Origin of the sequence: Marivirga sericea, from assembly GCF_900177665.1 — a bacterium.
Taxonomy (GTDB): domain Bacteria; phylum Bacteroidota; class Bacteroidia; order Cytophagales; family Cyclobacteriaceae; genus Marivirga; species Marivirga sericea.
In genome coordinates this window covers 228883-247237 of record NZ_FXAW01000001.1, presented here as the reverse complement: position 1 = coordinate 247237, position 18355 = coordinate 228883, and the positions used below count along the sequence as shown (strand labels likewise).

At 35.3% G+C, this 18355-nt stretch carries 17 protein-coding genes; 4 read left to right on the top strand and 13 right to left on the bottom strand.

All coding sequences use genetic code 11. From position 1 onward, the window contains the following. Nucleotides 1-200: 200 nt before the first annotated feature. The 6 genes from B9Y84_RS01030 to B9Y84_RS01000 all read right to left on the bottom strand — a co-directional run bounded on the left by B9Y84_RS01030 (nt 201) and on the right by B9Y84_RS01000 (nt 4728). Nucleotides 201-722, bottom strand: coding sequence for a hypothetical protein (locus B9Y84_RS01030; protein ID WP_085515234.1), 522 nt, complete (start codon nt 720-722; stop codon nt 201-203). Nucleotides 723-1032: 310 nt separating this feature from the next. Then, on the bottom strand, nt 1033-1326 hold the full coding sequence (locus tag B9Y84_RS01025) for a hypothetical protein (RefSeq protein WP_085515233.1): 294 nt from the start codon (nt 1324-1326) through the stop codon (nt 1033-1035). Beyond that, nucleotides 1323-2102 carry a PoNe immunity protein domain-containing protein gene (locus B9Y84_RS01020; protein ID WP_085515232.1) on the bottom strand — a complete coding sequence of 260 codons (780 nt, stop codon included), beginning with the start codon at nt 2100-2102 and terminating at the stop codon, nt 1323-1325. The genes B9Y84_RS01025 and B9Y84_RS01020 overlap by 4 nt, the downstream gene beginning before the upstream one ends. A 405-nt stretch (nt 2103-2507) precedes the next feature. Then, a complete protein-coding gene (locus B9Y84_RS01010) occupies nt 2508-3110 on the bottom strand; it encodes a hypothetical protein (protein ID WP_139827910.1) in 603 nt (200 codons plus the stop codon). Between the two features lie 12 nt (nt 3111-3122). Continuing rightward, a complete protein-coding gene (locus B9Y84_RS01005; protein ID WP_085515229.1) occupies nt 3123-3674 on the bottom strand; it encodes a DinB family protein in 552 nt (183 codons plus the stop codon). A 49-nt stretch (nt 3675-3723) separates the two neighbouring features. Next, the gene (locus B9Y84_RS01000) at nt 3724-4728 is read right to left on the bottom strand and encodes an endonuclease/exonuclease/phosphatase family protein (protein ID WP_085515228.1); all 1005 of its coding nucleotides are present in this window, start codon (nt 4726-4728) and stop codon (nt 3724-3726) included. A 716-nt stretch (nt 4729-5444) separates the two neighbouring features. Here B9Y84_RS01000 and B9Y84_RS00995 point away from each other — a divergent pair. From B9Y84_RS00995 to B9Y84_RS00985, 3 genes are read left to right on the top strand one after another with little or no spacing between them, the layout of a single operon-like run. Further along, the gene (locus B9Y84_RS00995) at nt 5445-7412 is read left to right on the top strand and encodes an IGHMBP2 family helicase (protein ID WP_085515227.1); all 1968 of its coding nucleotides are present in this window, start codon (nt 5445-5447) and stop codon (nt 7410-7412) included. Nucleotides 7413-7469: 57 nt separating this feature from the next. After that, on the top strand, nt 7470-9335 hold the full coding sequence (locus B9Y84_RS00990; RefSeq protein WP_085515226.1) for a tetratricopeptide repeat-containing sensor histidine kinase: 1866 nt from the start codon (nt 7470-7472) through the stop codon (nt 9333-9335). Beyond that, nucleotides 9335-9652 (top strand): DUF6122 family protein, encoded by a 318-nt coding sequence (locus tag B9Y84_RS00985; protein ID WP_085515225.1) that lies wholly within the window; start codon nt 9335-9337, stop codon nt 9650-9652. The genes B9Y84_RS00990 and B9Y84_RS00985 overlap by 1 nt, the downstream gene beginning before the upstream one ends. A 7-nt stretch (nt 9653-9659) precedes the next feature. Here the strand turns inward: B9Y84_RS00985 and B9Y84_RS00980 are convergent, their stop codons facing one another. The 7 genes from B9Y84_RS00980 to B9Y84_RS00950 all read right to left on the bottom strand — a co-directional run bounded on the left by B9Y84_RS00980 (nt 9660) and on the right by B9Y84_RS00950 (nt 16963). After that, entirely contained in the window at nt 9660-11465 is a 1806-nt protein-coding gene (locus tag B9Y84_RS00980; RefSeq protein ID WP_085515224.1) for an SLC13 family permease, read from the bottom strand. Nucleotides 11466-11624: 159 nt separating this feature from the next. Further along, the gene (locus tag B9Y84_RS00975; RefSeq protein ID WP_085515223.1) at nt 11625-11957 is read right to left on the bottom strand and encodes a DUF6970 domain-containing protein; all 333 of its coding nucleotides are present in this window, start codon (nt 11955-11957) and stop codon (nt 11625-11627) included. 188 nt (nt 11958-12145) lie between these two features. After that, the gene (locus B9Y84_RS00970; protein ID WP_085515222.1) at nt 12146-12850 is read right to left on the bottom strand and encodes a hypothetical protein; all 705 of its coding nucleotides are present in this window, start codon (nt 12848-12850) and stop codon (nt 12146-12148) included. Between the two features lie 233 nt (nt 12851-13083). Further along, nucleotides 13084-14157 (bottom strand): oxygenase MpaB family protein, encoded by a 1074-nt coding sequence (locus B9Y84_RS00965; protein WP_085515221.1) that lies wholly within the window; start codon nt 14155-14157, stop codon nt 13084-13086. 134 nt (nt 14158-14291) lie between these two features. After that, the gene (locus B9Y84_RS00960; RefSeq protein ID WP_085515220.1) at nt 14292-14681 is read right to left on the bottom strand and encodes a DUF2721 domain-containing protein; all 390 of its coding nucleotides are present in this window, start codon (nt 14679-14681) and stop codon (nt 14292-14294) included. Between the two features lie 6 nt (nt 14682-14687). Next, nucleotides 14688-16376 (bottom strand): GMC oxidoreductase, encoded by a 1689-nt coding sequence (locus B9Y84_RS00955; protein WP_085515219.1) that lies wholly within the window; start codon nt 16374-16376, stop codon nt 14688-14690. Nucleotides 16377-16378: 2 nt separating this feature from the next. Continuing rightward, entirely contained in the window at nt 16379-16963 is a 585-nt protein-coding gene (locus tag B9Y84_RS00950; protein ID WP_085515218.1) for a gluconate 2-dehydrogenase subunit 3 family protein, read from the bottom strand. Nucleotides 16964-17146: 183 nt separating this feature from the next. Between B9Y84_RS00950 and B9Y84_RS00945 the strand changes: the two genes are divergently transcribed. After that, a complete protein-coding gene (locus B9Y84_RS00945; protein WP_245830797.1) occupies nt 17147-18271 on the top strand; it encodes a Gfo/Idh/MocA family protein in 1125 nt (374 codons plus the stop codon). Nucleotides 18272-18355: the final 84 nt, after the last annotated feature.

Sequence of the window (18355 nt, the reverse complement as noted above, 5' to 3'; positions counted from 1 at the left end):
TTGAATTATGATTAACCTCAAAAGAATATATAAGTAATACATTTCTCTATTTCAATTTAAAATGATCAACAATCTGGTGTAAAATCAATGTCATTGTATTTTGATTTATTTAATTTGTTTGTTTCATTTTGTAGTCCCATACCTACTATTTGCTAACTATCCTTTATTGAGCTAGACTATTTCATTTCAAACATATCTCTCTAAATATCATTTACTATTTCACTGTAAACGTTAGGGCCGCCTTTTTCTTCCATTAACTTGAGGTTATATAATATCCCTCCCCATACCCCTTCACCTCCATTGGCTGAATTCCAATCAACTCCAACAGATCTTTTATCTTGTTTCAATGAGATTTTATTTTTTATAAAAAGCTTTTTGAAAGCTGTAGAAAAATGTTTCGGAGTAGATAAAATTCTTCTAGAATTTACTGAAGGATTAGCAAATTCATAAAAAACAAATGTATTATTTACAATTGCGTCTAACATCAAATTTTCATCTTTATAATCTCTTCCTTGGAGCAAATTCATAATACCTCTCCAGAATTCGGTCTCATATCTACAATCACCATACTTTTCTGCGTAAGGCCAAAGTACTTCCTTAAAGATCGCATACACCCAATGCTCACCATACTCCCTATCTAAAATGAAATACTTTCCTTTTCCTAGAAAAAAATTTAAGTAATCCCCTTTCTTAATTACACCTTCAAAAACTTTATAATCCATTATTTATCTTTTCCCTGTTGTCGCAGGCGTTTCGCGTGTGTCCATCTGCATAGTGTAAATTACCAATCTCATTTCTTTTAATTAAAATGATCAATAGCTAATTAAAACACTTCCCATCACTATTGTCATTTCCACCGCTCCTACCATGCGTGCTTGATGACAACAGCACTGAAGGTAACCAATAGATCAGTAAAGTTTTTTTCATATTTCAGGACCTTAATTTATTTTTTTTGGTTGAGGTAATTTGGTTAGTCTTTTGCCTTCACTATTTTTTTGCTTTTTGCTATTCTACCTAGATGTTTTTAAATTTCTACTTCTTATTTCTATCCTTAAGTTTTTGTCTACCTTCCTTTATCATCAAAAACCCGATCAGACCAAAAAACAAAACAAATAAGTATTTCCACCAGCCATTTTCTAATATCGAAAATAGAGCTAACAAAGCCTTATGTTTATTATTACCCCCAACTATTTCACCATTTTCTATAAAACGACTAGTCAAGTAGTTGAATCCATTGAAAAGTAAGCAAATAGATATTAATAAATTTAATCCTCCTATTACAAAATATTCAGATGCAGGTTTTTCTTTTTTCTGATTTCGCTTCATTTGCTACTTGTTTTTTTATAGTAATCTACCAAAGCTCTAGGATAAAATTCATTACCCTGATAATCACTATCATCCAAATCCATTAGACAAGTGATAGCAGCAGATTCAAAACTCCAATAACCAAAGTAAATATTATTTTTACTTTTGTGCGAATTATGCCATCCTGCATCTTTATGCTTTTTGTACCAATCTTTTTCTAAAAAATCTTTAATTAATAGTTCTGCCTCTCTCTTGCTTTCCGATTTAATAGCCAGTCTTAATTTTTCGAAAATAGTGGGAATCGCAAAATACTCTTCATAACTTTCCTCTGATGAGGAAATTCGTGAAGAAATTTTACCGTTTATTATAAATTCAAATAGTTCATCTTTTACATTATCTCGATCAATAATTTCAACTAGCTTTTTAAATTCGGAATTATCTATTCTTAATAAAATAGTCAGGCTTAAAGTCCATAACATTTCATCATAGGCGGATAAAATATATTGATTTAAAACTTTTCCTTTAGAATTCTTGAGTTTCCAAAAACCATCCCAACTTGTATGAGTATATCTAATTACTTTTAGAATTGATTCCCTTGCCACTTCAATGTTTTTTGAAGAAGTGTAATGGGCAATTGTCAATTTTAAATAATTTGAAGCAAGACCTCTACCGACATAATTTATTCTTTCCTTCGGAAACTCTTCCGAAGTTAGTCTATTCTGACTTCTATATATAATTCGGCTTAATTCTTCTATATAATTGTGCCAATAGCTTTTAGGAAAATCGATAGCCATCATACCTTTCTGTTAAAAATTACCTGATATATTACCATTTTCATCTAATTCCTTAAGAATAACATTTCCATTTGGTTCTACATTCGCTAAAATTCTCTTGTAATCACCAAAGTCTTTTAAATCTTGAGCTAGATCATTATCTAAAATATACTCTAACTTATTTGAACTCTGAATCCATTGATCACTCCCCTCACGCGCGGTGCGCAGGATAATGCGTGCCCAGTGCTGGAATCATATTCAATAAGCTTGCTTCTTGTGCCTAAACTACTTGTACTCTTGCTGCCAGAAAAAGCCAGCAGCTGCCCTAAAGCGCTTAGTGTAATAAAGAATATCAGTAAAGTTTTTTTCATGTTTCAGTACGTTAATTACTATTTTTGATTGATGTAAAAACAGTTAGTCTTTTGCCTTTTATTTTTTCCCTTTTATTTGTCTTAATCCCTTTTTACCGTACTCAAACTCACAACCATTCAAGCATTTTTTGATATCAGACTTGGAGGGATATAGGTCATAAGCTATGCTAGTGGAGCGACATGTGGGTGAATACAATAGCAATACGGTATCACCTTTCTTTTTTCTTCTAAAATCTTCATCACTGACTTCGATCCACTTTTCAAAGGAATTATTTTCATAATTGTACAAGACATTTAATTTAGAATCTCTTTTCTTAATCGGCATTTTATCGACAATTTCCGAAGAGATCACAATTCCACCATTTTCTTTCAAATCATCAATTTTATTTTTATTACTTATCTTCAAAAATATGGCAAAATAAGCTAAGGTTACTATACCAAACAGACCAAAAACATGGTCTTTATTTAAATTTAAGAATACTGAGAAAAAGAATTTGTACAAGAAAAACACAGTAAAAATTATTATTAGCCATGACTCTAAACCATCAAGTGGTAATGACCTTTCACAAATAAAGAATGAATCAAATTTTATGGTAGCATAAATTGACCCACTTAATAATAAAAGCCAGAAACCACTTTTCATCCATCTATTATTCAACATAAGAAAAGAACTCTATTTAGGAAAATCCTTGTGATGATTGATCGCTTCAATTTGATATTGATGGTGTTTCAAGTGCGCGACAAAAAACTGTAAAGTTTGCAAGACATTCAGCTTACCTACTGCAGGATGTGCGAAAACAAAGTGACCAATCTTTTCATCCCTAAATTCTTCCAAAAAGCTAAACATCTCGTTTCTCAAATCTTCCCACTGATGTGAAAACTGGTGGGCATCTTGGCTGATGTTTAAACTGTCTTTTTTCTCTGCTAATACTTTGGGTGCTTTGTACTTCTTTTTAGAATTCAATCTATTAACTAACAAGATCGTTTTAATCTGAGATTTCAACCCCACCTTTTCATCTTTACGGTTGAAATCAAAATTCTGCATAAATTTCAAACTAATGCTTTCTGAAGTATAAAGATGCTGCATCACATCCAACATAGACCATGCCCCTTGCTCGGGATGAAAATTTAGTTGCTCATCACTGAACACCTCCAATAGTGCACTGTAATATCCCTTGCTTTCTTCAAGACGTGCCCAATGTTTTTGAATTTTAGAATTCATCATTTTTAAGTAAATTTTAAAAGCTCAAATTAAAAAGAAATATTGACAAGCATTACTCCATTATCATAAATGTCGTCCACACAGGAAGGTGATCGGAAATATCTCCAGCCTCCCGCAACACCTCGCTTTCGATTTTACGAATCTTGTTTTTATTATAAAATATATAATCCAGTCTTTCATATGGCTGCTCTGTATTAAAAGTAAAAAACCGCTGTTCATCTTGGAGATATCGATCCTTCGAAATTGCCTCACCGAGCAAAGGGTTTTTCATAAAAATATCAATTGTTCTTTCCACTTCTAAAATCTCACTAGCGAAAGGCGGCCGACTATTAAAATCACCCATTAATATAACAGGGTAATCGTAGGCATAGGACTTAAAAACCTTCAATACTTTATCGGCTTGTTGCTCCCTCGTTTCTCTATCAAAGGCTTCCAAATGTACGTTCATTAGAACCAAAGTATCAGATTCTATTTGCACTTTACTAATTTGCAATAATCGATCGAGATAAAAAGCATTATAATAAAAAGGTGCATTTATTGGCCTATCTAACACTATAATTTCGTTAGACACTATTTGCATTTTACTTAGTATTCCTTGACCAGAAAGCATCTTACCAAAATGATTCCTAATAGGTAAATAAGGAAAAGGAACATATGACTTATCCCAGTTCACTGCGTAGGCTCCTTGATAAAAATCGAGTTCATTCCCAAGACTATCAAATTGATTATACTCAAAACTTCTGGCGGAATTAAAATCAACTTCTTGAAGTCCTATAAAATCAAAGTCGTAGCGCTCTAATACATCTACAGATCTCTTCAAATTACTTGAGAATAAAGACTCGTCTCTACTTACCGGAAGGTTGTTGGTCATCCCAGAAAGGTACCCAATATTAAATGTTAGAACTGATAAGGTATCCGGCTCATTTTGGACGGGCGAAGTATAGGTCACCACCTTATCGAACTCGTCCTGATTAGAAGTACTAGAACTCCCCCAAAAGTAAAAAATCAGCAAACCTAAAACCAACACCGAAACAATAACAACTATTAGCTTTTTCATAAAACTATAATAGTTAAAAAATCATAAAGTTAAGTTCTCAAGGCCAACAAAATCATTCTATTACAAAAAATTGAAATTAAACTATTTTAATATCCAAAAAAAACCATCCAACAAAACAAAATTACTACAGAAGGGAGCACATTAAAAGTCTTTACAAAACCAACAAGTACACTACACTACAATAATACAATTTCTCTTCTTCAATAAAATAATGCATTTGCTTAACATACCTTACGAAGCATTCATCAAAAGACGAAAAACATCATATTAGAGACACAGAATATTCTTTGGCCACACCTCCTTTTCTGAAGAATGTAACCTGAGTAATATATTAAACTATCACTTCATTTAACAAATATTACCTACTCATTTAGAATTAATTAAACGTACTTACTGATACTCTACTTTAAGTACAAAAATATCACAGAATTAAATTCGGTTACACGTTTTATCCGTTTAGTCTTGTACAAAGATCGAAAATCGAATAATTTATCGAAAATACACATTCCTATAGAAATATTGCAATATGAGCCTAAAGAGAAATTCAGCTTAAAAGATCATAAAACCCGCAAACCAGCATTGCTACTATCGCTTTACCATTAACAAATTCGGAGTACGAATTGCACTTTTACAACTCCCTCCCACTTTGTAGGGACTTGCAAAAAAACCATTCTGTTTTAGTTAAGTTTGTGAATCCAAGAAAAAGAATACTATCAATGAAGAGGTTTACTGACATCACTAAGTACCAGGTCTATTTTGAAGGACTGATCCAAGAGGAGAGAAAAGCTGAAATGGATTTTCACTTAAATGAGATTCTACTTTTAACAGGTCGGCAACGGGAGCAAAAAGGCAGAGCGCTCTTAACCTTATCGGGGCGTGATGCCGGCACTGGGATTGGCGGTGTTTACTTAGTAAAGTTGGTAAGAGGTTCTGGTCTTCCCGACAACGAAATATCAAATGGTGATGTAGTGATTGTTTCTAAAGACAAACCCACTGGAAAAGAAGAACAAGCCACCGTTGTAGGCAAGACAAAAAGGAGTATTACGATTGCCTACAATAAGGTACCACCCTACTTAGTTTACGGTAAAAACTTAAGATTAGATCTCTTCTCAAATGATATCACTTTTCAAAGAATGATCGATGCAATCAAGCAGCTTAATCAGTTGCCCATCTTACAAGAATACATTAAAGCAAATATTGCATTTAATCAAGAAAAAGTAATTGACCCAAACCTAACTATAGATGGTGCTTTTTTAAATCCTAAGCAAATGAATATCATTCAAAAAGCATTTGCCTCAAATGATATTTTTCTAATACATGGCCCACCGGGCACAGGGAAAACCACTACCCTATCCTATTTAATAAAATCATTTTTCGAGAGTGGTAAAAAAATATTAGTAACCGCACCTTCCAATACAGCAGTAGATAATATTTTAGAGAAACTGCAAGCATTAAAAATTCCTTCTACTCGGATTGGCAATCCGGTTCGAATGGATGAGGATTTACTGAATCTGAGTTTGGATGTTCAGTTGCAAGACCATCCGGATTATCAGCAAGCTAATGGGATTTGGAATAAAATTCAGATTTTAAAGAAAGAGCAAGATGACTATATTCCAGCTTCTGGCCAAAACAGAAGAGGACTGAGTGATCAAAAAATAGTACAATTAGCAAGTGCTAAAAAATCTTACCGCGGAATCCAGAATTCAAAGATTCGAAAGATGGCAAGATGGATAAAAATACAGCAAGAAATTAATCGAAACTATGAAGAAGCCCAAGCTTTGCAAACGCAAGCAATCGAAAGCATTTTAGAAAAAAGCGCTGTCATTTGTAGTACAAATTCCACTGCGGGGAGTGAGTTATTGAAGGACATCATTTTCGATATTGTATGCATAGATGAAGCTACTCAATCTACAGAACCGGAAGCATTAATACCTCTAGTGAAGGGTAGAAAATGGGTGCTGGCCGGTGATCACCAGCAGCTCCCTCCTACGGTAAAAGCAAGAGAAGCGAGTAGTCTAAGCATTAGTTTATTCGAACGATTTCAGCAAGAATTACCTGAAGATAGAATTGATATTTTAACGATTCAGTATAGAATGCATCAGGAAATCATGCGCTTTTCTAATGATCGATTTTACCAAAATCAATTGAAGGCGCATCCATCTGTTAAGCATCATACACTACTAGACTTGCCCGGCTTTGAATCATTTCCGTACATCAACCCAAAGATCGAAGAGGTAGTGAAAGCTACTAAACCGATCGTATTTATCCCTTGCACTGAAGGACTAGAAGAGCAGTTAGCAGATAGTTATTCCTTTTTTAATCAAGCAGAAATACAACTGACAAAAGAGATTACTGATGCCCTCCTATCTTCACGTTTGTTCCCGGCAGATATCGGTATTATCTCCCCCTACGATCAGCAAGTAAGTCGTTTGAAATCTGCTTTACGAGATTATCACATTGAAATAAAATCAATAGATGGCTTCCAGGGCAGAGAAAAGGAAGTAATTATCATTAGTTTAGTAAGATCAAACCAAGAAGGGAATATCGGCTTCCTACGAGATTACAGACGATTAAATGTAGCCCTGACACGAGCGAAAAGAAAACTAGTCATCATTGGAAACCCTAAAACCCTCGAGTCGGACCCTACATATAAAGCTTTGATCGAAAATATATCAATACAATAGCTTGTAAAGAATTATGGCTTAAATTGGTATTTTAAACTTAAAAATGTAAAGCTATTGATGAAATTAGCCTGCTCAATTCTCTTAATAAGTTGCTTGCATCTGAATTTTGACAGTGACGCGAGACAATTAACAAATTATCAAGATAGCACTGTGCAGGCACTCAATAAACTACGATATAACTATCCTGATTCGGCCTTGGCTTTTGTTGAAGCAGAGATCAAAAATACTACTGATTTAAAAACTAGATACTATACTGAATTACTTTTTACTAAATCAGCTATTCAATATATACAAAGCAATTATTTAGCATCACGCAATTCTTATAAAGAGCTCCATGATATTTCGAAGGAAATTGGCAGTGATTTAGGCATTGCTAGAGCTTTAAATGGAAGAGGACTAATTTACCTGGGTCGAGAATTATATGAAGAAGCACTAATTGAGTTTATTAAATCTCTTGAAGTCAATAGGTCGATCAATAACCAAAAAAACGTAACCGTGAACTTGCTTAACATCGGGATTTGCTATCAAGAATTAGGAAAATTAGATCAAGCTTATCATTCCTATCAAGCCTCATTGAAAAGCTCAATACAATACGATTGGAAGACCTACACTTTAATGAATATGAATCGTCTCGGAGTACTTTTCCTTGAAAAAGATCAACTAGATTCTGCGGAATACTATCTAACAGGAGTGAAAAATCAAAAGCCAAACAATTGGGAAAAAAGCTATAATCTGAGTGGGTTAACGGAACTTCACATCAAGAAAAGCAACTACAAAAAAGCCGTTCAATATGGACTGCAATCATTTGAACTGGCAAAGAAAATTGGAGCTAAGTGGGATGTCGCGGAAGTAGCTCTTAAATTAAGTGACGCCTACGAGCAGTTGAATGCACTAGATTATGCCCTAAAGTACCATAAATTACATAAGGCGTACAGTGATAGCTTACTAAATGAAGAAATGAATCGTGAAATCAATTGGGCAGAGTTACAAGTAACAAAGGCTGAAAATGAGCAACTCATTGTTCAAAAGGACCTACTTTCTTCTGTGAGAGATCGCAATCAGTTGATCATCGCACTACTTTCAACAATTGTAATATCTCTCGTCTTTCTAGCTCTTTTATATCGTAGACATATCAAGCAGAAGGATAAGTACAACCAGAATTTAGGTAGCATTAACAAACAGTTGGCAGAGAAAAAGATATTGATAGAAAAGCAGAATAAGGATCTATTGCAGATCAATAATACGAAAAATCGACTTTTCTCCATTTTGTCGCATGATTTACGGTCTCCAATTAATTCTTTAAAACAGTTACTGGACGTTCGCAATAATATCTCTGAAGATGATATTAAGAAATATATGGACAGGCTACAGCACGAAGTTGGTAAGGTTAACGAACAAGTAAATAGCTTATTAAATTGGGCTAATACGCAAATGGATGGCTTCAAAACAAGTCCAAAAACAGTCCAATTAGATCATATAGTTACACAGAATTTAAATTCCCTCACCTATATCGCTCAAGAAAAAGGGGTTACATTACAGCATAATCCTTTAGAGAGCTTAATTAATATTGATCCCGGACAACTTAATATCATTATCACCAATTTATTGGGCAACTCTATAAAATACACTTCTGATGGAGACTCAATTGAAATAAGCTACTCGCAAAATGAGAAGTTTATATTATTACATATTAAGGATAGCGGTATTGGGATGGATGAAGCAACATTGCAGAATTTGAAAGGGGAATTAAATGAACGCTCCTTTTCTAGAAAAGGCACGGGAATGGAAACTGGCACAGGTCTGGGAATGCTATTAGTCAAACAGTTTTTAACCTTCAATAACTCCAGTATAACAATAGAAAGTGAAGAAAACAAAGGAACTCTGTTCGTTTTAACATTCCCGAAAGCAAAAGAGGACCATTAATGATAGCGACTATTATACATTACAGCTTTCATTTTATAGCCCCAGCAGGAATTGCCTATTTGTATAATCGAAACAACTGGAAAAAAGCCTATTGGGTCTTGATAGCTACTATGCTAGTGGATATAGACCATCTGCTGGCGAATCCTATTTTCGATCCCAATAGATGCAGTATTGGCTTTCATCCTCTGCACTCTTATTATGCTATTTTGATCTATTTCTTTTTATTATTTCCAAAAAGAAGCCGATTAGTTGCGATAGGATTGCTATTTCACATGTTTACAGATGCATTAGATTGTTTTTTACAGGGAACTTTATAGCGCTTCTTTACATAGACTGAAAAGGAAAGATCATGGGCAAGAGGATTGTGGCCAGTATCCAGAACAATAGATTCAACATCACCCCAACTTTCGTGAAATCAGTGAATTTGTAGCTACCCGCTGTATAGACCATGGTATTAGTCTGATAGCCTATGGGAGTCATAAAACTTGCTGAAGCAGCAAAAGTAACGGCCATTAAAAAAGGTGTAGGAACCAAGCCTAACTGAGTACTGATGGCAATAGCAATAGGTGCCATCAAAGCGGCAGTAGCGTTATTCGACATCAATTCAGTTAAAAAAGAGGTCACCAGGTATAGACCACTCAACACGATTACTGGCCCAAATGCACCCAATTGATTCAACAGACCTCCTGCAATTTTTTGATCTAATCCGGTATTACTTAAAGCCACTCCAAAACTAAGTACTCCAGCAAGCAGAAATACAATTTTCCAATTAATGGCTTTATATACTTCCCGCATATTTAGAATGTTGAGCAAAACTAAAGCCACTACACCAGCCATAACTGAAATAACAATATCTAGCACTTCAAATGTTGCCAATCCAATAACGGTTGCCAAAACTGCTGTAACAATGAGGAACTGTTTCTTATTAAAATCAATCACATTATCAGAGGATAATAATGCAAATGGCGCATTCTGGCTCATTTCCTTCTTGCGCAATTCTTTGACGTAGTGGGATTTCACCTCCGCCAATAGTACATCTCCTGCTTTGAGCTTAATGGCATATAAATCTTCATGGAGCACTTCTTCTCGATGACGAATAGCTAAAGGAGATGCTCTGTATCGTCTCCTGAAATCAACTTCTTGTAAATTCTTGCCATCAAATTCTGAATTAGCACTAATGACCATTTCCACCAAAGAAGTGCCAGTACCTTTTAAATTATCACCTGCCATCTTCAATGAAGATCCATCCAGTATCTTGGCCCTACTTTTCAATTCTTTAACGTTGGACAAATTACATCTGACTTTTAATATATCGCCAGAATGCAAAATAAAATCACCTTGAGGAAGATTATAACGAGTCCCTTCGCGCTTAATTTCAAGTACATCGATTTTCAAATCCTTCACCAATGGACTTTCCATGATGGTTTTACCGATTGAATCTGTGTTATCCTGTAATTCGATTTCTGTTAGATACTCTCGCATACCAAATTTCTCTTCCAGATCTTCATCGTTCTTTCTATTTTTAGGCAAAATGCGAGAACCTATCAACATCATATAAAGCGTGCCAACTACAACAAACACTAATCCGAAGGGTAATAATTGAAACATGCTGAATCCTTCAAAACCAAAATCTTGCGCGATACCGCTTACCAATACGTTAGTAGAAGTACCAATATAAGTGCAAGTCCCTCCAAAGATAGAAGCAAAGGAAAGCGGAATCAAGAGCTGGGAGGGGCTTTTACCAGTACTTTTTGCTATTTGAATCACAACAGGAATAAAAACTGCCACTACCGGAGTATTATTAATAAATGCCGATATTAAAGCAATCAACAGCATCATCAGTACTAATCCTAATCGAAAATTGCGCTTAAATATATCGGACAGTTTATAAGCAACGAACTGCAAGGCCCCTGTTTTCAAAAGAGCTGCACTCATGACAAACATGAAGGCAACTGTTATAGTCGCAGTATTACTAAACCCCTTAATCCCTTCCACCGGGCTAATCACACCTGTTATCACCAAAGCACAGATAATCACCAATCCGATTAAATCAACCGAAAGCTTTTCGGTGATAAAAAGTATGATTGCCAATAAGATAACTGCTAAAGTAGCAATAGTTTGAAAATCCATAAATCAGGTTTGTGTGCACAAATATAGGATGGAAATACTATAAATCTACTAAATCTATAGAGAAAAGGAAAAGTAGAGAGTGTGCAGTAGAAAATGATCACTTTCGAATGAGTATTCACTTGATCTTATACTAAAATAAATCCGTCTGGAAGCTAGCTATTATTTTCTCCACACCACTTCTATGAAAGTCGAATTTTCAGAGAAGTTAACGCCATTGATTTCATCAGATCCAGCTAAACCGCCTAAAAAACCAAGTGACTGACATGCAGCATCAATTACTTCTGTGGTTCCATCTGCGATACAGTTACCTTGTTCCAGTAAATAGACATTTGTACTTTGAAACTTAAAAAGACTTATTTGAACTCCGTCCTCACAGGGGCTGTCTTTCAATTCACTAATAAACTCATTAAGACAGCTTGGCTCAAGTTGTTCTTTTTTACAAGACCCAATTAATACAGCTATGAAAAGTAAGATGATGGATGTCTTTCTCATTTGTTATATTTTTGTACCAACGATGTAATATATACTAATATTGCGAGATCATCTCTTCCCTAAACGAAACAGGAAAAGATAAAAGCAAAGTAGCAGAACAGCGGACTCTCTAGATTCCAAAATTTTTTCATTAGTAACAAAAAAAGGCCTTTTTAAGGCCTTTTTTTGTTCTAAATTATTAATCTAAATTATTGACATTCGGAAAACTCAACAACATGCTTACCTAAATCTCTCCATGCACGTTCTTCTGAATTCAATAGGTCATCACAACCTTTCCACATCACTTCATACTCATCATCGTAATCTTTCTTTTTTAGTTTGTAAGCAGCCTCATCGCCTTCTGTCATTATAAAGTAAGATTTTTCCAAACCTCCCGCTAATGTGACACCACCGATTCCGACACCCATAGACTGTTTTGCCATTGGATCGTGGTAAACTTTTATTTCTTTGCTGAAATGAGGATTAAGCAATTGCATGAGCAATTCCATCTTCTTTTTCTTTTTATAATACACATCTGCATTTTCAAAGTAGACATAGCCATCATCAAGCAAATCTTGATTCATCTGTTCGTTATTCCATTTTTGTGCATCAGTAGCTGCATCCATCGCTTGGCTAACTTTATCAAGACCACTTTGCGGTAAATACATACTCTTGATATCCTCTGGCTTCAGCTTCACTTTATCTCCATCCTCTTTTTCAATCTTTACTTGTTTGATTAAGCCTTTTTTCCGGTCTAAGTCTTTAAGAGTTCCTGTAATTTCTGAACCATCCTTTAAAGTAACATAAGATGTTTTCTTGTGAGAATAAGTAAATGATGGACTTAATAATTCCTGTCCACATACTTGAAAGACTAGCGTTAAGGCCAAAAATGATAATGTTAATTTTTTAATCATATTTTTGTTTTTTTGTGTAAATACAAAAGTAAATATTTATCGCTACCGAACAACTTTTACAGAAGATTTATCCCAGCAAACTATATGATTGTTATCTATTAAATCAGTTTGTTCTCATCTAAAACAGCTACCTGCGGCCATACTATTCTGAAAACAGTTACTCTTTGAAGGTATTCTCAAGTTTCAATAAAATAGAGCCGGTTATTTATTTCAATCGAAGAATGTTGTACTTCCTAACTATCAAGTCTCATTAGAAATTGAAAAGGCATAGTTCCCGAATTTCGTTCGCCAAACTGTTTCTTCAACTTCTTAAATTCTTTCTGATGATTCGTTGGAAATACATTCCGAATCGAATTCAGATTTTTAATGTTGCTAATTATATCTACTTCTAATTGATCATAAGGCAGACCAATCATTTCGCAAATGTCTGCTCCTAACAGATAAGCCATCATGCTTTCGATCGGAAATGAAAACGGTAAAGGCTGACTCTTAATATAGTTTTGTAGGTTTACCCCGAGTAACTCACCCTCTTTAGAATATCTAAAATTTCGGCTTTTAATCTTTTTATCCAATATAAAGGCCTCATCATTACTAGTAGGTAGCCATTCTGGAGCTACTCCGAGCATTGCTCCTATTTTATTCCAATAGTTTATATAATTGAGAGATTCCTCTGCAGAAATAGTATAACCCAATTTTCTTAAGCCCCGTATAGCGATAAGTGAAAAGGAGAGATTAGTCCCAGCCATGTCTTCTTGATTAACAGGAATTCCTAATTCCTTGGTCCATTTATCACTTTTTAGCAGATGATATCGTATCGCTGCATGCATAAGGCGGACTTTACCAATGCTTATAAAGCCTTTTCCACCGGCTGTGAAAGCTTCAGGACTACACACATCAAAGACAAATTCGGCAGTTTCAGTTAAGCGCTTTTCAGGCTGTTCATATATTCTTTTAGAAAAACTTAAGACTTTTGAACCTTCCGCAGCTGCATAACAATAGGGTAAAGACAGCATGCCTAAACATAACATAATTGCGGAAGCATGTTTTACATAAAAATCAGCACCCTTTTCGTCTACATTATCATCTATTTCATTAGATTTTATAAAATCAAAATAGCGCTTTAAACTGTCTGGAAACTCATTTGGAATCGGCTGATGATTAAAGATCAAATCATTGTAAGCATCATTTGATAAAGGATTAAAGCCATTTTCAAATAAGTCTTTAACCGTTTTATCAGCCAGTTCATCACCTGTTTTCCGGGCTAAATCTAGGGCTTTATTAGGGTATTTAATTGTTTGAGTTTGCACACTATGGTTAACTCATAAATCGGGAAATTGATTAGAAATTATAATAAAAAATTGGGCAGCTATGCCAAATATTTAATCTTGGCGCTGCACCTGGTTTGTGATTAATACACAGAAAGTTACAATGACCTTTAAATCTAATTCTCAATATCACCCATCTGAATATTCAACGCTTTTACACTGATTTGAATTTCTACTATAGAAAGCAATAGGGAAATCATCAATAACACTAAAGAGAAGCCAAAAATAATACTCCCCGCCATCTGATATTCTTGATAAATAGTAAACATACTTACTACACAAAAGAACAAAGATGATATTCCCAAAAGCTGCATGTTACGAATCAAAATAACACGTTTCTTTAAGTTGGCAATTTGAGCTTTTATTTTTACATCTTGCTCATTCATATACCTGCCATGCAAATTGCGGATCAAGTTAGCTAGAGCCAAAAATCTATTGGTATAAGCCAAAAGCAATAAAGAGATTGCTGGGAAAAGTAAAGCCGGTGTGGTCAACGATATTTCCATAGGAAACTACAAATTCATCTTCTTCAATTCAGAAACCGCAAAATCTACGGCTCGTGCCGTTAAAGCCATATAAGTTAAACTTGGATTTTGACATGCAGAAGAGGTCATTGCTGAACCATCGGTTACAAATACATTGGGCACTTCGTGCAATTGGTTATGTTTGTTCAACATAGAAGTTTTAGGATCTCGACCCATACGGGCGGTACCCATTTCGTGAATTCCGAAACCGGGAACTGCAGGTAAATTCACTGCTTCAATATTTTTTCCTCCGGCTACTTCTAACATTTCTTTACCCGTCTTCACCATATCTTTTCGCATATTGTGCTCATTTTCTTTAAACTCACAATCGATATGTAAAGTCGGAAGTCCCCATTTATCTCGGACGTTTTCATTCAGAGTCACTTGATTATCTTCATAAGGTAAAGTCTCTCCAAATGGCATAAAAGACATTTCCCATGGACCTGGCTTCATCAGCGCATCCTTAAAATCTGCACCAAATCCGGCCAATCTATTGCCATAGCCCCATCCTACTCTATTTCCTCCTCCTTGAAATCCATAACCTCTTATGAAATCAGGATGTTGAGATTTTATATTCTGAAAACGGGGGACATAAATTCCGTTGGGTCTGTAGCCCGTATGGTACTGGTCTTTAAAATCATCAAATTCAGCCTTTACATAAACTTCAAAATGATGATCCATTAAATTTCTACCCAAAGTACCGCTGGTATTTCCCAATCCATCAGGAAAACGATCACTTTTTGAGTTCAGCATAATCCATGTAGAACCTAGAGTAGAGGCGCATAGAAAAATTACCTTTGCATAATACTCATGGTATTCGTTTGTTTCTGCATCAATTACTCTAACTCCTTTGGCTTTATTGGTGTTTTCATCTAAAATTACTGACTCTACAATAGCGTTAGGCCTTAGCGTCATATTGCCAGTGGCAGACGCAGCGGGTAAAGTAGAGGACTGACTACTAAAATATCCTCCAAAAGGACAACCTCTACTGCATAAATTTCTGTATTGACACTTCGTGCGATTATGTTTGTTTTGCGTCAGATTAGCAGTTCTCCCGATCGTCATAAATCGGTCGTCCCAGTTTTTCTCTATAGCTCCTTTTACTTTCTCTTCCACACAAAACATGTCCATTGGTGGCTGAAACTTACCATCAGGCAATTGTGCATAGCCTTCATTTCGACCAGAAATCCCAACAAATTCCTCAACTTTATCATACCAAGGGGCTAAGTCTTCATAGCGAATGGGCCAATCCACTGCAATTCCATCTTTAGCATTGGCTTCAAAATCCATAGGGGCTAATCTGTAACTTTGACGGCCCCATGTTAAGGATCTCCCTCCTACGTGGTTGCCTCTTATCCAACGAAACTCTTTATCGTCCGGATGGGTATAGGGATTCTCTTTGTCATTGACCCAAAAGTGCTTTGACCCTTCATCGAAAGCATAAGTCTTGCTTTGTACGTAATATTCTTCTTGTACTTTTTGAGACTCTTTCCCTCTATGATCAAATTCCCAGGGAGCTTTATTCATGGTAGGATAGTCTTTAATATGCTCCACGTTTCTTCCTCTCTCCAGCACTAAGGTTTTCAACCCTTTTTCGCTCAATTCTTTTGCTGCCCATCCTCCCGAAATTCCTGATCCTACTACGATGGCATCAAACTGATTCTTTTCTTTACTCATTCTTAAAAATAATTTCCTACCCTTAATTTTTGATTTGATTTCATTGGTTCGCACCCAATAAACTGTCCAGGTACGGGTTGATAATCTAAATGCTTGGTCATAATTTCCTCTGAAGTGAAAAAACCTAAAAGTACCAATTCCTTAAGCATTAGAAAGAAGGGTTTTTCTTGAGGGGCTGAATCGAAAGATAAATGCTGAATTTCACTTTCTAATCCATATAAAAAATCATACTGTTTCTTGCTTTCAAGGTCTGTAAAAAGCTTACCGTTTTTCGATTCACTATTTTTTTCTAGGTCTTTAAGTCCATTTAAAAATTGTTTTTGCTCTTTTTCACTATAAACTTCCCCGACCATCTTATCAATGAAAACATCCACACCTACATCTAAAGCGCCAGGAGTATCTGTTCTCGGTAAAATTTGGTTAGCCAATGCTGCAACTAATAAAGCTTGTTTTTCATCAAAATACTGCGGTTTCCAACCTAAAGGCTTCTCACTGTCGCAAGATTGAAGCAAATGCATCAACAGTGGCGAAGTAGCTGCAAAACCTAAAGCTAGACCCGTCTTTTTAATCGCTTCTCTTCTATTCATTCCTGAAATTTTCGTATTCAAATTTAATAATAAGTAAGTTATCCTTTAGTTTCAAGGAATAAGAAGTTAATTAGGAAAAAGTTTATATAAAAGGAAGTATGATCAGATGATTAAAGTTTTTTTTACTAGACAATTCTATTTAATTTTTTCTAAATTATACGTTTAATCTTTGAAAAATAAATTATGAACTCAACCTTAAAAATGGGAATGATTGGAGGCGGGCCTGGCTCCATGATCGGGGATATTCATAGAATTACAGCGACCGCTGCCGGAAAGGCTGAATTAGTATGTGGTGCTTTCAGCTCAACGAAGGAAAAATCTTTAGAGAAGGGAAAATCCTTAGGTCTCGATGAAAACAGAATATATGGAAGCTTTGCTGAAATGATCGATAAGGAAGCGAAGTTGGCGGAAAGTGAGCGAATGGATTTCGTTGCCATAGTCACTCCAAATCACTTACATGTTGAAGCAGCAAAATTAGCTCTAGAAGCTGGTTTTCACGTTATTTGCGATAAACCACTTGCCTTTGATTATGCAGAAGCTACTGCATTTCAAAAAGTGGTAGAAAAATCCAACTCTCACTTTGCAATGACTTATACCTATAGAGGTTATCCTTTATTAGAGAAAGCCAAGAAGATTATAGATTCCGGTCATTTAGGAGATATTAGAAAAGTAAAAGTTGATTATTCTCAAGGCTGGCTCGCACAATTGATAGAAGCAGAAGGTCATAAGCAAGCAAGCTGGCGTACTAATCCTGAAAAATCAGGTAAAGGGGGGACTATAGCCGATATTGGAACCCATGCCTTTAACTTATTAGAATCAGTGAGCGGATTAGAAGTAAAATCACTAATGGCAGATGTGTCAATATTGGTAGAGGGTAGGAAAATAGATGATGACACCAATATACTGCTAGAAATGAGTAATGGGGCAAAGGGCTACCTTTCATGCAGTCAAATTTGCACAGGAGAAGATCAAGACTTGAGTTTACATATTTACGGTAGTAAAGCAGGATTGGTGTGGAACCACAACACTCCCAATTTATTGACCATAAAATATCCTGATTTTAGAGAAGAATCGATCAAAGGATTAGATCATGAAATTAGAGAAAGTAGAGAGGTCAATATTCCTGGTCATTCTCCTTATTTTACAGAGGCATTCCAGAGGATTTATGAAGGATTTTTTGATACTATTCAAAATAATGAAAGCCAAAAAGACTTTGTAAAAGCTACTATCGATGACGGTGTCAGAGGAATGCTATTTATCGAGAAAGCGATTCAATCTTCTCAAGCACGAAAATGGCTAAATTTATGATTCACCCTTAGTTTTTCGTCAATAGATTGAAGTTAAAAAATCACATTAATATGGGATTTTTTAACTTCTTTTTATCTTGTATGC

Bases quoted from the DNA above. Each gene is read 5' to 3' on its own strand.
- B9Y84_RS01030 (WP_085515234.1), bottom strand. From the start codon at position 722: ATGGATTATAAAGTTTTTGAAGGTGTAATTAAGAAAGGGGATTACTTA.
- B9Y84_RS01025 (WP_085515233.1), bottom strand. From the start codon at position 1,326: ATGAAGCGAAATCAGAAAAAAGAAAAACCTGCATCTGAATATTTTGTA.
- B9Y84_RS01020 (WP_085515232.1), bottom strand. From the start codon at position 2,102: ATGATGGCTATCGATTTTCCTAAAAGCTATTGGCACAATTATATAGAA.
- B9Y84_RS01010 (WP_139827910.1), bottom strand. From the start codon at position 3,110: ATGTTGAATAATAGATGGATGAAAAGTGGTTTCTGGCTTTTATTATTA.
- B9Y84_RS01005 (WP_085515229.1), bottom strand. From the start codon at position 3,674: ATGATGAATTCTAAAATTCAAAAACATTGGGCACGTCTTGAAGAAAGC.
- B9Y84_RS01000 (WP_085515228.1), bottom strand. From the start codon at position 4,728: ATGAAAAAGCTAATAGTTGTTATTGTTTCGGTGTTGGTTTTAGGTTTG.
- B9Y84_RS00995 (WP_085515227.1), top strand. From the start codon at position 5,445: ATGAAGAGGTTTACTGACATCACTAAGTACCAGGTCTATTTTGAAGGA.
- B9Y84_RS00990 (WP_085515226.1), top strand. From the start codon at position 7,470: ATGAAATTAGCCTGCTCAATTCTCTTAATAAGTTGCTTGCATCTGAAT.
- B9Y84_RS00985 (WP_085515225.1), top strand. From the start codon at position 9,335: ATGATAGCGACTATTATACATTACAGCTTTCATTTTATAGCCCCAGCA.
- B9Y84_RS00980 (WP_085515224.1), bottom strand. From the start codon at position 11,465: ATGGATTTTCAAACTATTGCTACTTTAGCAGTTATCTTATTGGCAATC.
- B9Y84_RS00975 (WP_085515223.1), bottom strand. From the start codon at position 11,957: ATGAGAAAGACATCCATCATCTTACTTTTCATAGCTGTATTAATTGGG.
- B9Y84_RS00970 (WP_085515222.1), bottom strand. From the start codon at position 12,850: ATGATTAAAAAATTAACATTATCATTTTTGGCCTTAACGCTAGTCTTT.
- B9Y84_RS00960 (WP_085515220.1), bottom strand. From the start codon at position 14,681: ATGGAAATATCGTTGACCACACCGGCTTTACTTTTCCCAGCAATCTCT.
- B9Y84_RS00955 (WP_085515219.1), bottom strand. From the start codon at position 16,376: ATGAGTAAAGAAAAGAATCAGTTTGATGCCATCGTAGTAGGATCAGGA.
- B9Y84_RS00950 (WP_085515218.1), bottom strand. From the start codon at position 16,963: ATGAATAGAAGAGAAGCGATTAAAAAGACGGGTCTAGCTTTAGGTTTT.
- B9Y84_RS00945 (WP_245830797.1), top strand. From the start codon at position 17,147: ATGAACTCAACCTTAAAAATGGGAATGATTGGAGGCGGGCCTGGCTCC.